Raw genomic sequence first — 14,066 nt, forward strand, 5'->3', positions numbered from 1 at the left:
AGGTAAAATTCTATCTTTGTAGTTCGAACTATATTAAAAAATCTGCCTGTACTATGGAATACTTAGATTTTGAGCTTCCGATTAAAGAGCTTGAAGATCAGTTAGATAAATGCACACTAATTGGTCAGGAATCGGATGTGGATGTATCTAATACATGTAAGCAAATTGAGAAAAAGTTAGAAGAAACTAAGAAAAGCATATATAAGAACCTATCTGCATGGCAAAGGGTTCAGCTTTCAAGACACCCTAGTCGTCCATACACAATGGACTACATCAAGGCACTGTCTGACGGAACTTTCCTTGAGCTGTTTGGAGACCGTAGCTTTAAAGATGATAAAGCAATGGTGGGCGGACTTGCAAAAATAGGCGATCAGTCGTTTATGATAGTAGGTCAGCAAAAAGGTTTCAATACCAAAACAAGACAATACAGAAACTTTGGTATGGCTAACCCTGAAGGGTATCGTAAAGCGCTTCGCCTTATGAAAATGGCCGAGAAGTTTGGTATTCCTGTAATCACTCTAGTAGATACTCCGGGTGCATACCCAGGGCTTGAAGCAGAGGAAAGAGGGCAGGGAGAAGCTATCGCAAGGAATATTTTTGAGATGGTACGCCTTAAAACCCCTATTATTACCGTTATAGTAGGTGAGGGTGCTTCCGGTGGAGCATTAGGTATTGGTGTTGGAGACAAAGTATTCATGCTGGAAAACACATGGTACTCTGTAATTTCGCCAGAATCGTGTTCTTCAATCCTATGGAGAAGCTGGGAGTTTAAGGAGCAGGCTGCTGAGGCATTAAAGCTTACTTCTTTTGATATGAAAAAACAAAAGCTTATTGATGATATTATTCCTGAACCACTTGGAGGTGCTCACTATGACAGAGAAACCACTTTCGATAGTGTAAAGAAATTCATCTTAAAAGCACATAAAGAACTGAAAGACTTATCAACAGAGGAGCTGATTGAGAAAAGGATGGATAAGTATAGTAAAATGGGGGAATTTAAAGAATAACCTTGTTTTAACTGCATTATTAATCCGAAGCCTTGCAGCTTCGGATTTTTTTTGACTTATAAACAATTGGTTAACAGTTTATCAACAGTTAATTAACATAAGGTTCTTAACAATTGCTTAACGCACCCATTTTAAATTTAATTACATTAGCATAATGGAAAACATCAGGAACGTAAACCCGGTAAAAGTTGATAAATCATCTATTATCAACTTGGAGAAAGGTAAGCTGCCACCGCAGGCGCTGGACCTTGAAGAGGCTGTTTTAGGTGCCATGATGATAGACAAAAAAGGGGTAGACGAGGTAATAGATATATTACAGCCGGATGCCTTTTATAAAGAGGCCCACAAGTTTATTTTTGAGGCCATAGTCCAACTATTTAACGACACCCAGCCAATTGACTTATTAACAGTTTCTGCTCAGCTTAAAAAGAACGGAAAACTGGATCAGGTAGGCGGAGATTTTTATCTTATTCAGCTAACACAAAAGATATCGTCTTCTGCTCACATTGAGTTTCACTCAAGGATTATATTACAAAAATTCATTCAGCGAAGCCTTATCAAAATATCGAGTGAAATTATCGAAGAGGCTTATGATGAGACAACAGATATTTTTGACCTGCTGGACCAGGCAGAGTCAAAACTGTATGAAGTAACTCAAGGTAATATTAAGCGTAGTTCTGAAACGGCGCAGAGCCTTGTTATCCAAGCAAAGAAACGTATTGAGGAAATTGCAGGTAAGGAAGGACTAAGTGGTGTTGCAACTGGCTTTCATGATTTGGATAAGCTTACATCGGGCTGGCAGCCCAGTGACCTTATCATTATTGCTGCAAGGCCGGGTATGGGTAAAACCGCTTTTGTACTTTCTATGGCAAGAAATATTGCTATCGATTTTAACCATGGTGTGGCAGTATTCTCCCTGGAGATGTCCTCGGTACAGTTAATTACCCGTTTGATTTCGAGCGAAACCGGACTATCGTCTGAAAAGCTGCGTACTGGTAAACTTGAAAAACACGAGTGGGAACAGTTAAGTATTAAAGTAAAGGATCTTGAAAAAGCTCCTTTATATATTGACGATACACCATCCCTTTCCATTTTTGACCTTAGGGCAAAAGCAAGGAGGCTAGCCTCTCAGTACGGAATCAGGATGATTATTATTGACTACCTTCAGCTTATGACCGCCGGTGGAGCTGCAGGAAAAAACGGAGGTAACCGTGAACAGGAAATCTCTACCATTTCCCGTAACCTTAAGGCACTGGCAAAAGAGCTTAACGTACCGGTAATTGCACTATCTCAGTTGTCCCGTGCGGTAGAGACAAGGGGATCGAGCAAGAGGCCGTTACTATCTGACCTTAGGGAATCGGGTGCGATTGAGCAGGATGCTGATATTGTATCGTTCATTTATCGTCCTGAATATTATAAGATTGACGAATGGGATGATGAAGAAAGATCGCCAACACAGGGTCAGGCCGAGTTTATCGTGGCTAAGCACCGTAACGGTGGTTTGGATAACATCAGGCTTAAATTCGTAGGTAGTCTCGGTAAGTTTGATAACCTCGACGATTTCGCTTCGCCGTTTGACGAGCTTCCGTCGAGTATGAATGATAACGACAATGCCGGTATAATCAAAAACCTACCTTCGGCAAACGAAGCCTTTGGCAGTAACATGAACAGCGGTGGCGGAGCGCATGATGATGACGATGTTCCGTTCTAAATAACAAATAATAGCAAAGTAACCAATTATAACCCCGCAAGCATATGAACAACGACTTTTTACAAGCCAGTACAGAAGCCGAAAAAGCCCTTTGGGACATTGAAGTACACGAAGCAGAACATGTGGTAGTACTAGAACCCTAAGGCGTAAAACATTATGTAACCTTAAAAAATATAGAAAGCACATCGTTTGGATGTGCTTTTTTTATTTCTTTTTGATACTTTTATAATACCTTAAATTATAAATCGTTGCTCTATGTAAACTAATAGCTGTTTATTACCGCCGCTTTTAGTTTATCTTTGAATAAAATCTATTTTAAAATGCTTAAAAAACAATTCATACTCCTATTATTTTTACTGGTTTCGTTTGCGGGCCGTGCTTCCATGATTTTAATACCAATGGATGAAAGCACGCAGCAAAACCATTTAAAGGCATACGGGATAACTTATTGGGTTTTGGAGAAGAATTATAAAGCCAGCTGGCTGCTTAATTACAGAGGAGGCTCTTTTTTGCTTCCTGATGCCGAAGAGATAAGACGTGAATGCCAAATTAGGGGAGTGACTTTTGAAGTAATAAGCGACGGAGAGGCTAAGTCCATTCAGGATGAGATTAGTAGTCCGTCTCAAAATATGGAGACCGTTGTTCTTGAGAAAGCACCTAAGATTGCGGTATACACGCCTGCAGGAAAGCAGCCGTGGGATGATGCCGTAACCTTGGTGCTTACTTATGCCGAGATTCCCTTTGAAAAAATATATGATGAAGAGGTTTTAAACGATGCCTTATTATTATATGACTGGCTACACCTGCATCATGAAGATTTTACAGGGCAGTACGGTCGCTTTTTTGGAGCCTACCGCAATGCACCGTGGTACATTGAGCAGAAGAAAGAGGCCGAGGCACTGGCAGCAAAACTGGGTTACAGTAAAGTATCTGAAGAGAAACTGGCTGTTGCCAATAAAATAAGGGATTTTGTAATAGGTGGCGGATTTATGTTTGCCATGTGTTCGGCTACCGATAGTTTTGATATTGCCCTTTCGGCAGAAGGAGTAGATATTTGTGAAACCATGTTTGACGGTGACCCGAGTGATCCAAACTATCAGGCGAGTATTGATTACAACAAAACAATGGCGTTTAAAGATTTCCATTTGGAGCATAACCCTGTGGTTTATGAATTTTCTGACATTGATATGACCACCAAGCGTAAAGTGCTTATGGATAACGATTATTTTACGCTAATGGAGTATTCGGCAAAATGGGACCCAATCCCTACAATGCTTTGCCAAAACCATACACAACTGGTAAAAGGTTTTATGGGGCAAACCACATCGTTTGATGAAAGCTTAGTAAAATCAAACGTACTTATAATGGGGCAAAATCTTCAAAACGGTGAAGCCCGTTACATACACGGTACTAAAGGAAAAGGGATGTTTACTTTTTACGGAGGGCATGATCCCGAGGATTATCAGCATAGGGTAGGCGATGCACCTACAGTATTAGATCTACACCCTAATTCACCGGGCTACAGGCTAATATTAAACAATGTACTCTTCCCGGCAGCAAGGAAAAAGAAACTTAAAACATAAAAAAAGTCCGCTATAAGCGGACTTTTTTATTCCAAAATATTTATTGGTCAATATAGTTATACAAGTAGCAATATAAATAAAAAACCCGCTCATTGAGCGGGTTTTATTATAAGTAAGATAATATATTGTTTACGTAATTATTTAACTTTATTAACGATAGCTGCAAAAGCTTCAGGGTGGTTCATAGCTAGGTCAGCAAGAACTTTACGATTAAGTTCAATACCGTTAGCTTTCACTTTACCCATGAATTGAGAGTAGCTCATTCCGTGTAGTCTTGCACCAGCGTTAATACGCATAATCCATAGAGAACGGAAGTTTCTCTTCTTTTGTTTTCTGTCACGGTAAGAGTAAGCCATTGCTTTCTCAACCGCGTTTTTAGCTACTGTCCAAACGTTTTTACGTCTTCCAAAGTATCCTTTGGCTTGCTTCAATACTCTTTTTCTTCTAGCTCTTGAAGCAACTGAATTTACTGCTCTTGGCATAATTTTAAATGTTTTTTGTAGTAGGCGCTCCTTTTATTAACAGGAAACTTAAAAGCCATACTCCAGGGTTATTAAATTGTTTTAACCGGACTTATACTATTAGATAAGTCTTAATTGCTCTTTCACGCTTCTTTCGTCAACTTTGTGAACAAGAGTTGAGTGAGTAAGAGCCAGCTTGCGCTTTTTAGATTTTTTTGTCAGGATGTGACTTTTGAAAGCGTGCTTTCTTTTGATTTTACCAGAACCTGTAAGCTTAAAACGCTTTTTAGCACTGGATTTAGTTTTCATCTTAGGCATTTTCTTCCTGTATTTAGTTATCTTACTTACTTGTTTTTAAACAAGGCTGTTATACCTTATTATTTCTTTTTCTTAGGAGCGATAAACATAATCATTCTTTTACCTTCAAGAACCGGCATAGATTCTACTTTACCGTATTCTTCAAGATCTTGGGCAAGCCTTAAAAGAAGTATTTGTCCCTGCTCTTTGTATATGATAGAACGTCCTTTAAAGAATACAAAAGCTTTTAACTTTGAGCCCTCTTTAAGGAATTTCTCAGCATTTTTCTTTTTAAACTCGTAATCGTGCTCATCGGTTTGAGGACCAAAACGAATTTCCTTCACAGTAATTTGTGAAGATTTTGCTTTAAGCATTTTATCACGTTTCTTTTGCTCATAAAGAAACTTTTTATAATCCATGATCTTGCATACAGGAGGTGCAGCATTTGGAGAGATCTCTACCAAATCCAGTTCCATCTGCTCTGCCATTTGCAGAGCTTTAGAAGTGTTATATACACCCTGTTCCACATTATCACCCACCAACCTGATTTCAGGTACACGGATGTAACTGTTTATCCTGTGCGGATCTTTTTTCTCTACGCGAGGTTGATATCCTCTGTTGTTTCTTATTGCTATGGCTATAAAAATTTAAATGTTAAACTTCAAATGGTTTTAATGTCTTATTTACTTCTTCCTCTACAAGGGCAGCAAATTGTTCTATAGACATTGTTTGGTTCGATTTACCTGCGTCTCCGTGACGGCGCACAGATATCGTTCCGTTTTTCTCTTCTTCCTCACCAACAATCAGCATAAACGGAAGCTTTTGAACTTCGGCTTCGCGAATCTTCTTACCAATCGTTTCGTTTCTGTTATCAATTAGGGCGCGAATTTCGTGATTTTCCAGCAAATCTAAAACTTTTTTAGCATAATTTTCATATTTCTCACTAAGAGACAGTATGATAGCCTGCTCCGGCATTAACCAAAGCGGGAAGTTTCCGGCTGTATTTTCAAGTAAAATCGCAATGAATCTTTCCATTGATCCAAATGGCGCACGGTGAATCATTACAGGGCGGTGAAGCTCATTATCAGCACCTTTGTAAGTCAGGTCAAAACGTTCCGGCAGGTTGTAATCTACCTGAATTGTTCCAAGCTGCCACTGTCTGCCCAGTGCATCTTTTACCATAAAGTCAAGCTTAGGTCCGTAGAAAGCTGCTTCGCCATACTCAACCACAGTGTTAAGACCTTTGTCTTTAGCAGCATTGATAATAGCGTTTTCTGCTTTTTCCCAGTTCTCCTCAGTACCAATGTATTTTTCTCTGTCTTCCTTATCACGAAGCGAAATTTGCGCGCTGAAGTTTTCAAATCCAAGCGAACCGAATACATAAAGTACAAGGTCGATTACTTTTTTGAATTCTTCATCCAGCTGATCAGGAGTACAGAAAATGTGCGCATCATCCTGAGTAAATCCGCGAACACGTGTTAAACCGTGTAGCTCACCACTTTGTTCGTAACGGTACACAGTACCAAACTCAGCATAACGTTTTGGCAGGTCTTTGTACGACCATGGTTTTGTATTATATATCTCGCAGTGATGCGGACAGTTCATTGGTTTTAGTAAGAACTCTTCACCCTCGTTTGGAGTGTGGATAGGCTGGAAGCTGTCTGCCCCATATTTTGCATAGTGGCCTGAAGTTACATAAAGTTCCTTTTGACCAATGTGCGGACTCACAACCTGCTCGTATCCGGCTTTCTTCTGTGCTTTTTTAAGGAACTGCTCAAGGCGGTCACGAAGTGCGGCACCTTTAGGTAACCATAACGGTAAACCTTGTCCTACTTTGCTTGAAAAAGCAAAAAGCTCAAGCTCTTTACCCAGTTTCCTGTGGTCACGTCTTTTAGCCTCTTCCAGTAGCTCAAGATATTCTGTAAGCTCTTTTTGTTTAGGGAAAGATATACCGTATACACGAGTAAGCTGTTTGTTTTTCTCGTCACCTCTCCAGTAAGCACCGGCAACGCTCATAATTTTTACCGCTTTAATAATGCCGGTGTTCGGGATGTGCCCACCACGACATAAATCGGTAAAGGTAGCGTGGTCACAAAATGTGATAGTACCGTCTTCCAGGTTTTCAATAAGCTCAACCTTATATGGGTTGTTTTCGCTTTTATAAAACTCAAGCGCCTCAGCTTTTGTAGCCGAACGCATTTTAAATTCATGTTTCTCTCTGGAAATGGCAAGCACGCGGTCTTCAATAGCTTTGAAGTCCTTATCGGTAATGGTTTGGTCGCCAAAATCTACGTCATAGTAAAAACCATTATCAATAGCCGGACCAATAGTAAGCTTGATGCCCGGGTACATTTCCTGCAAAGCCTGTGCCAAAACGTGAGAAGTAGAGTGCCAAAAAGCCTTTTTACCCTCTTTATCGTTCCAGGTGTATAATATTAATGAACCGTCGGTCGTCAGTGGGGTTTTGGTTTCAACAGTTGTACCATTAAAGGAAGCCGAGATTACGTTTCTTGCTAATCCTTCACTAATGCTCATGGCAACGTCTATTGGCGTTAACCCTGCGTCAAATTTTTTGACTGAACCGTCCGGTAATGTAATATTTATCATTATTAAAATTTTATTGAATGCAAATATAACGTATTAACTATACAAAGGCAATATAGTAAGTAATTAGATTTTGTAGAATTTAAATATTGAAAAAGTTGCCATATGAGATTTCTCGATTCCGTTTCACTTCACTCGAAATGGAACAAATTTCAACAAGCGGGAGACTGGTTTTTTCCATTTCGACCGAAACGCAGTGGAGTGGAGAAATCTAGGTAAAATCCTTACATTTGAATATGTTTCAAACAGTAGGTGAACATAATTATTTTGTTTACATTCTTACTAATAAAAGTAAGAGTGTTTTATATATAGGTTTTACTACCAATTTAAAAGATAGATTACATTTTCATCAAAACCAGGAAGCGCACTCAAAATCATTTACGGCGAGATACAATTGTTTTTATCTTATTTATTGGGAACATTATACTGATGTTCAGTTGGCAATTGACAGAGAAACTCAATTAAAAAAATGGAGTAGAATTAAAAAAGATGATTTGATAAATAAGATTAATCCTGATTGGAGATTTTTAAATGAAGAAATTTAAGATTTCTCGATTCCGTTTCACTCCACTCGAAATGGAACAAATTTCAACAAACGGGAGACTGGTTTTTTCCATTTCGACCGAAACGCAGTGAAGTGGAGAAATCATTAGTTTAAAATTTATATATAATCCTCAACATCATCTATAGTTATCCATTCTTCCATATCAGGAAGAACAGTTTCTTTTATAAAAGAGAAAAAGTTTGGATATTCTTTTTTAACAACATTCCATTCGTCATTATTAGAACCGAAGGATAAATGGAAAACAAGAACATTTTCCTGAATTATTCCGTTTTTTATTTCAAAACCGGCAAAAGTATCCATGTCCTGTCTGCTTGCAAAAGTTATCACTTCACGGTTCTTTGCTTCAATACTAAAGCGCTCATTAGCAAAATGTTTTTCGCTTAATTGAGGTTCAATGTGCCACGGAATAAACTTAGTCATATTTAGCTTAGAGAACCATAGGTATGGTGTAGGGTAATTGCTGTTCACTGTTATTAAGTTTTTAAACTAAAATCCCACTCATTGAGCGGGATTTTTTTATGTATGTAATCGTTATTTATATCTTATTGATGGTCATGTTCATCATGATCGTGGGCTTCGTGGTCATGGTCGTGATCTTCATGCTCTTCGGCTTTAAAGTCGGCTCTTATTTCAGGGTGATTTATTTCGCCTCCTGTATGTCCGGTTTCATAACCAAAGTACCCCACAACACCGCTAAACAGTAAAACTACAATAGCAATACCTTTACCAAACGACTTGTTTTTAAAACTTGCCCAAAGTCCGGCAAGGCTAAGTCCGCCCAGTATATAGCAAAGCATGGCAAGCGTTTCGGCTTTCTCTTCGTGTTCATGTATTAAATGATGATCGGCACCCAGGTGTTCCACAATTTCTTCGGCACCTTCGCCTGTAGCCATTGCCGGGATGGCAAATAAAGCAGTTAGTACAAAAATAAAGTAAGCAGCGCGCTTTACAGCTTCCGAACCCGAAATGAATCCGCCAAGCATAATTACAAGTCCTATAATAGGTGTGATAATAGGCAGGTGGTTTACCACAAGGTGAAATTGAGCATCATTCATAGTAAAAGTTAGTTTTTGTTTTGCTTCAAAGTTAACTTTATTTTTAAATTATAAAACACCACAAATAAAAAGATAACGTTATTTCTTATAAAAAAGTTAAAATTACTAACTTAGTAGAGCAACCTAAAAACCATAATTCTATGAACCGCATTGTTATTTTACTGGCAGTGTTTGCTTTGTATTCCTGCAAGCGGGAAGCCAAAGCGGAACCGGAAGGAAATGAAGCCACTACCGAAATGCAGCAAAATACTAACGGACCCAATACCGATGCCGACTCCCCACACGCAAAACTCGTTATGGCTGCCGAGCAGTATATGCTGGATAAACCTACGGTTATTGTAGTAGCATTAAACTCTAATCAGATAAACGATTTAAAAAAAGAAATAGGAGAGGGTAGTTTTTATACTCTAGCCGATGAGAATATGTTGTATCATGATGCGGTAACCTCCCGTATGGATTCGCTGAAAATAGACGTGAAATACACTCAAAAAAATGTGGTATACATCAATAAAGGAGAACAGAGGCAGGTAATTGTTAAAGAAGCCGACTTCCCCCTGTACGCCTATTTTTATTTTGACGGAAAAAATGTAACCAGAACCGATGCCTTTAAATTAATGGATAAAAAATCGGCTAGCGATTAACTTTTTTTACTCTCCAAACACCACATCGGGATTTTCCAAATTATCCAGTTTTTGAATATACTCCTGCGGCAGTAAAGAGAGACCGTACTGGTAGGACGCATTCATCCACCCAAAGCCCGACTTTGTAATGTAAGCAAACTCGGTTCCTACGTTTCCATATTCGGCATATACCTTATGTGTGGTGTTTACCACATCATACTTTTCGGGAATCGTTCCGTTATAGTCAACCGCGTTTTGGGTAATGGTCCACAGCCAGCGGTATATAAGTTCGCGTGCTTCTTTTTCATAACCATAATCAATAAGTCCTTTCCATAACAGCATTTGGTGCGGAGCCCATCCGTTAGGGTAATCCCACTGGCGTTGTACGTCGCTGGTTTTGTATTTCTCTACCGATTGTTTTGTAGATGCCAGTATACCGCCCTTTGCTTTGAGGTCACTCATTAATATAGGTACCATTTTTTTAGCCTGTTCATGGGTGCATAACCCAGCCCACAACGGAAAGAAATTGGTAGCCGACATATAATCGGTTATTTCTTCCTTTTTAAAGTTGTAATCAAAAAAACAGCCTGCTTTTTCATCCCACATGTATTTTTCCATGAGTTCACGGCGGTCGGCAGCCTTTTCACTCCAGTAAGCCGATGTATAGGTTTTTCCGTTTACGGTAAAACTGTCCTTAAAATAAGTACCTATTAAAAATTCAAAATCTTTCTCATATTTATATAGTAGGGCATTGATGTCAACACAATTCAGGTCGGCAGCAATATTGTCCAGTCGCCAGCTGGTGTCGTGTCCGCTTTCGCGCAGGGTGCGGTCGTGCGTAAAATAACGGTCCAGTGCACTGTCTTTCACTACTCCCGCTTTGTATAGTTCTTCAAATTCCTCCACCGCAATTTTGTGCCTATCGGCATATTCCTGTAGCACCGCCTTAAAATGTCCGGGCTCTGTTTCCGGAGGGATTCCTTTTCCGCTTGCATAAAAACGGTTAAGTCCTGTGGCAGGTGTGTATCTTTTGCTTTGCATCCATACATTTTCATACTCAGTTATGGCAGTAGCAAGGCATTCCTCCAGCCATTTTTTATCTTTAGGATGCATGGCAGCATACACCTCTCTTATATATGACGACAGAAACGGAGGTTGCGTGCGGGTTAAATAGTAGGAACGGTTAGCATTTAGTATTTTTCCGTAATGTCTAATCTGATAGCAAAAATTATCTACCATCCCTTTGGCAAGGTCCAGTCTGTGGTCAATAATAAGACCTACACCTTCAAAGTAGCTGTCCCAGCCGTACATTTCGTTAAATCGTCCGCCGGGAACCACAAACGGAACTCCTTTATTGTTCTCTATTTTAAGTGCCAAAATACCCGGCATGTTATTAATAGACTCAACATATTCGGGAGTAATGTTTTCCGGAAGTACAACCACTTCCAGTTTCGGCATCTTTTTTTGCAGGTTTTGGAAATAGGCAATCCCCACATGGTCATCATACGGAACGTAAATACGCCTGCGTTCATCATGCATTTTATCATCGTCCATAATACGGTTAATGCCTTTTTCGTCAATAGTACGGGTAAGGTCGTCCCAAAATTGGGTTTTTATGCGGCGTGATATGCGTTCGGCAGGCGGTTCCTGTATTTGCCTAAGGGTAATAAGGGCTGTGTCCTGTGCATTTTCATTTGCAATGGCAAGTTCCTGCAACAGGTTAGACAGGTAGTAGGTATTCCTTATAATAACGGTGTCTCCTTTAGTACTTACTAAAAAGTAATCTTTGTTAGGGGCATCGTCTTTGGTTATTTTCTTATCGCCGTCGGTGTCATATCCGGCAAGTAGTTCCTGCATGGTTCTGTTTACCGGAAGGTCAAACACGGTTTGGCTTTCAACAAATTTATCGTTACAACTCATAAAAGTACCAGATATACTTATGGCCACACCTATACCTATATATATAAGTGCACGTGTAGCATTTGGTTTATTACTGTGGCTCATTTTTAAAAGTATTTAAAAGTGAGAAAGCTTAAAAATAGTAAATTCTTACAGCTTTTAAAATTGTAAGACATTGCTTAACATAATATTAGTATGTGTTTGAAATTAAAGGGGTTTATATTGCTAAATCCTGAAAATAACAGAGGTAAAATTATCAGAAGCGAAATGCTGGTGGAGTGCCTGTAAACCATTTTCCCGCTTTCGCCTGTATCCTTTCACTGCGTTACAGGGATGCCCACTCTATCGGGGCTAAAGTATAAAGGCTATTTATTATATTTGGAAAAATAATAAAAATGCCCACCCTTATCTTTCAAATGTCAGCACAAGATTACATGGTGCTTACTGTGATAACTCTTTGGTTGTTGGTTTTACTATGGTTTAAAAGGAATAATCTGAAATTAAAGCGTTCACAAAAAATACTGACATCTGAATATAAAACCAAACTCCGTGATGACGGGATTAAAATAACACTCTCCTTTGATGATTACACGGTTAATGAAAAAAGGCGTTATGCTACTGTACGGGCAAAAGATTATTACAGTGATAGTTTGAAGTCGGCTATGTACAACAGTCATGATGAAATAGAGGTAGAGTATATAGATAGTATAATTGAGGCAAATGTAGAGATAGATGGTTTAGTTTATACTTTTGAGTGTAGTGTGCCTCTTGATAAAGACAATTTGTTAATTAAGTTATATATGCAAAAAGAGATTAATGTATATTATGACCCCGATACGGAAGGTTACTTTTTTGATCTCCATTTTTTAGATTAATATGTGTTGTGACGATTAATGATGTAAAATAAATTTCATGCTTTTTATGGGTAGTATCGGTAATTATATAATCCTTATTGCGATAATCGCTATGCTTGTTTTTCTTATTAGAGGGAAAGTTAACCGTCGTAAAGATGAGCGTTTGCAAAAACTACAGCAATCAGAGTATAAAAACCGATTGATGAAAGAGGGGAATAAAATAATAGTTCCCTTTGATAACTGTAAGGTAACAACATCAAAAAGCTATACTACAAAGCCGGCATCGGGCGGATACAGGGCACAGGCGCTCAATTCGCTACTGGATTCCCGTAATGCCGAAGTAACAACCCAACATATATCCAGTACCGTTGAAGTAAAGGTTAAAATTAACGGCTCAACAAAAACTTTAAAAAGCGATAGTTTTCCTGTAGGTAAAGAAACGCTGCTAGCTAAACTATATATGCAAAAGGAAATAGAGGTGTATTATGATGTGCATACACGTGATTATTTCATCAATCTCCATTTCCTGGATTAATACCTATTATATAGGTGTAGTTTAAAAACCTTTATTACTATATTTAGAAATCAGTAAAAGCAAATCAATTATATGTCCTTCGCTAAAGCATTCTTATTATATATTTTTTGCACTTTCTTTTTTAATAGTGCGCGCGCGCAGGAAACAAATGTGGGTAGAGAGCATTTCTTTTTGGATTATGTTGTTACCCAAAACGGAGATACTATATATGGAGCTGTGAAAGAGGAGTTGCTTAAAACCTATCTCCTGAAATTTGATAATGATAAAGACCAATCGTTTACCAGGTATGAGGCCGATAAGCTGAAGGGGTATCGTTATAATGGTTATGTTACTACTAATAAAGAGCCAAAAGACGGTATCTATACCGGACTCAATGCTAAAAAGGATACTTCAATCGATAATCACGATGATTACCTTATAAAAAATAACGACACTATATATGGCGATGTATATAAGCCTTTGCTGGGTTCCCGTTACATTATTTCCAAACAGGGGAAGAAAATAAAGTTTAAGGGCGAAGTGGGTTTGGTGTATAAAACAGGTCAGTATATATATGAGTACAGGGATAAACCAAAAGTAGAAACGCTCGATTCAAAAGAAGATTGGCTCTTGTTACTATATAAAGGTAAAGATTTAAAGCTGTACGGATATGCTACCGGTCATCAGGGAACCTGTTATTTTATAGAAAAGGATAATGAAATGTATCTTTTACGTATGGATGAAGACTGGTTTGAACTACTAAATAGGTTATTTGTCGATAAACCAAGCGTACTTAACTATTTTAAATCAGGTTTTTTAGGTTTTGAAAATATATATCTCGCAGTGCGTTACTATGATGAGCATTCTAATTAAACAATCATTACACTCTATATAAT

General features: G+C 38.5%; 15 protein-coding genes. 8 read left to right on the plus strand and 7 right to left on the minus strand.

Translation table 11 applies throughout. The annotated features are described in order from the left end of the window. The first annotated feature begins 53 nt into the window (after positions 1-53). The 3 genes from Q763_RS15175 (at position 54) to Q763_RS15185 (ending at position 4,301) form a co-directional block, all read left to right on the plus strand. Positions 54-1,007: an acetyl-CoA carboxylase carboxyltransferase subunit alpha gene (locus tag Q763_RS15175; protein WP_035135850.1), complete on the plus strand. Its 954-nt coding sequence runs from the start codon at positions 54-56 to the stop codon at positions 1,005-1,007. A gap of 154 nt (positions 1,008-1,161) precedes the next feature. Continuing rightward, complete coding sequence (gene dnaB, locus Q763_RS15180) at positions 1,162-2,718, plus strand: replicative DNA helicase (protein ID WP_035135852.1); 1,557 nt, start codon at positions 1,162-1,164, stop codon at positions 2,716-2,718. Between the two features lie 320 nt (positions 2,719-3,038). Beyond that, complete coding sequence (locus Q763_RS15185; protein ID WP_035135855.1) at positions 3,039-4,301, plus strand: hypothetical protein; 1,263 nt, start codon at positions 3,039-3,041, stop codon at positions 4,299-4,301. A 137-nt stretch (positions 4,302-4,438) separates the two neighbouring features. On the opposite strand, the gene rplT is transcribed toward Q763_RS15185, so the two are convergent. The 4 genes from rplT to thrS all read right to left on the minus strand — a co-directional run bounded on the left by rplT (position 4,439) and on the right by thrS (position 7,666). After that, a complete protein-coding gene (rplT, locus tag Q763_RS15190; protein WP_035135856.1) occupies positions 4,439-4,783 on the minus strand; it encodes a 50S ribosomal protein L20 in 345 nt (114 codons plus the stop codon). Positions 4,784-4,882: 99 nt separating this feature from the next. Continuing rightward, on the minus strand, positions 4,883-5,080 hold the full coding sequence (gene rpmI, locus Q763_RS17755) for a 50S ribosomal protein L35 (protein ID WP_084596089.1): 198 nt from the start codon (positions 5,078-5,080) through the stop codon (positions 4,883-4,885). Positions 5,081-5,139: 59 nt separating this feature from the next. Next, positions 5,140-5,694 carry a translation initiation factor IF-3 gene (infC, locus tag Q763_RS15195; protein WP_394331011.1) on the minus strand — a complete coding sequence of 185 codons (555 nt, stop codon included), beginning with the start codon at positions 5,692-5,694 and terminating at the stop codon, positions 5,140-5,142. 19 nt (positions 5,695-5,713) lie between these two features. Then, the gene (gene thrS, locus Q763_RS15200; RefSeq protein WP_035135858.1) at positions 5,714-7,666 is read right to left on the minus strand and encodes a threonine--tRNA ligase; all 1,953 of its coding nucleotides are present in this window, start codon (positions 7,664-7,666) and stop codon (positions 5,714-5,716) included. Positions 7,667-7,899: 233 nt separating this feature from the next. Between thrS and Q763_RS15205 the strand changes: the two genes are divergently transcribed. Then, positions 7,900-8,208: a GIY-YIG nuclease family protein gene (locus tag Q763_RS15205; RefSeq protein WP_035135859.1), complete on the plus strand. Its 309-nt coding sequence runs from the start codon at positions 7,900-7,902 to the stop codon at positions 8,206-8,208. A 116-nt stretch (positions 8,209-8,324) separates the two neighbouring features. Here Q763_RS15205 and Q763_RS15210 read toward each other — a convergent pair whose 3' ends face one another. Both Q763_RS15210 and Q763_RS15215 read right to left on the minus strand, forming a co-directional pair. Then, positions 8,325-8,696, minus strand: a complete 372-nt coding sequence (locus Q763_RS15210; protein WP_157499466.1) for a hypothetical protein — start codon at positions 8,694-8,696, stop codon at positions 8,325-8,327. Positions 8,697-8,770: 74 nt separating this feature from the next. Further along, positions 8,771-9,283: a hypothetical protein gene (locus Q763_RS15215; RefSeq protein WP_198133477.1), complete on the minus strand. Its 513-nt coding sequence runs from the start codon at positions 9,281-9,283 to the stop codon at positions 8,771-8,773. A 140-nt stretch (positions 9,284-9,423) separates the two neighbouring features. Between Q763_RS15215 and Q763_RS15220 the strand changes: the two genes are divergently transcribed. Beyond that, positions 9,424-9,924 (plus strand): hypothetical protein, encoded by a 501-nt coding sequence (locus Q763_RS15220; protein ID WP_035135862.1) that lies wholly within the window; start codon positions 9,424-9,426, stop codon positions 9,922-9,924. Positions 9,925-9,930: 6 nt separating this feature from the next. On the opposite strand, the gene Q763_RS15225 is transcribed toward Q763_RS15220, so the two are convergent. Beyond that, entirely contained in the window at positions 9,931-11,907 is a 1,977-nt protein-coding gene (locus Q763_RS15225) for a trehalase family glycosidase (RefSeq protein ID WP_084596091.1), read from the minus strand. Between the two features lie 290 nt (positions 11,908-12,197). Here Q763_RS15225 and Q763_RS15230 point away from each other — a divergent pair, with 290 nt between their 5' ends. From Q763_RS15230 to Q763_RS15240, 3 genes are all read left to right on the plus strand, one after another. Beyond that, positions 12,198-12,677, plus strand: coding sequence for a hypothetical protein (locus Q763_RS15230; RefSeq protein ID WP_157499468.1), 480 nt, complete (start codon positions 12,198-12,200; stop codon positions 12,675-12,677). Positions 12,678-12,714: 37 nt separating this feature from the next. After that, on the plus strand, positions 12,715-13,191 hold the full coding sequence (locus Q763_RS15235) for a hypothetical protein (RefSeq protein WP_035135865.1): 477 nt from the start codon (positions 12,715-12,717) through the stop codon (positions 13,189-13,191). Positions 13,192-13,263: 72 nt separating this feature from the next. After that, positions 13,264-14,043 carry a hypothetical protein gene (locus Q763_RS15240; protein ID WP_157499470.1) on the plus strand — a complete coding sequence of 260 codons (780 nt, stop codon included), beginning with the start codon at positions 13,264-13,266 and terminating at the stop codon, positions 14,041-14,043. Positions 14,044-14,066 lie beyond the last annotated feature (23 nt).

Source organism: Flavobacterium beibuense F44-8 (assembly GCF_000769915.1).
Lineage (GTDB): Bacteria > Bacteroidota > Bacteroidia > Flavobacteriales > Flavobacteriaceae > Flavobacterium > Flavobacterium beibuense.

Coding starts and splice junctions, on each gene's coding strand:
- Q763_RS15240 (WP_157499470.1), top strand. CDS start 13,264: ATGTCCTTCGCTAAAGCATTCTTATTATATATTTTTTGCACTTTCTTT.
- rplT (WP_035135856.1), bottom strand. CDS start 4,783: ATGCCAAGAGCAGTAAATTCAGTTGCTTCAAGAGCTAGAAGAAAAAGA.
- Q763_RS15225 (WP_084596091.1), bottom strand. CDS start 11,907: ATGAGCCACAGTAATAAACCAAATGCTACACGTGCACTTATATATATA.
- rpmI (WP_084596089.1), bottom strand. CDS start 5,080: ATGCCTAAGATGAAAACTAAATCCAGTGCTAAAAAGCGTTTTAAGCTT.
- thrS (WP_035135858.1), bottom strand. CDS start 7,666: ATGATAAATATTACATTACCGGACGGTTCAGTCAAAAAATTTGACGCA.
- Q763_RS15175 (WP_035135850.1), top strand. CDS start 54: ATGGAATACTTAGATTTTGAGCTTCCGATTAAAGAGCTTGAAGATCAG.
- Q763_RS15235 (WP_035135865.1), top strand. CDS start 12,715: ATGCTTTTTATGGGTAGTATCGGTAATTATATAATCCTTATTGCGATA.
- dnaB (WP_035135852.1), top strand. CDS start 1,162: ATGGAAAACATCAGGAACGTAAACCCGGTAAAAGTTGATAAATCATCT.
- Q763_RS15205 (WP_035135859.1), top strand. CDS start 7,900: ATGTTTCAAACAGTAGGTGAACATAATTATTTTGTTTACATTCTTACT.
- Q763_RS15215 (WP_198133477.1), bottom strand. CDS start 9,283: ATGAATGATGCTCAATTTCACCTTGTGGTAAACCACCTGCCTATTATC.
- Q763_RS15220 (WP_035135862.1), top strand. CDS start 9,424: ATGAACCGCATTGTTATTTTACTGGCAGTGTTTGCTTTGTATTCCTGC.
- Q763_RS15185 (WP_035135855.1), top strand. CDS start 3,039: ATGCTTAAAAAACAATTCATACTCCTATTATTTTTACTGGTTTCGTTT.
- Q763_RS15230 (WP_157499468.1), top strand. CDS start 12,198: ATGCCCACCCTTATCTTTCAAATGTCAGCACAAGATTACATGGTGCTT.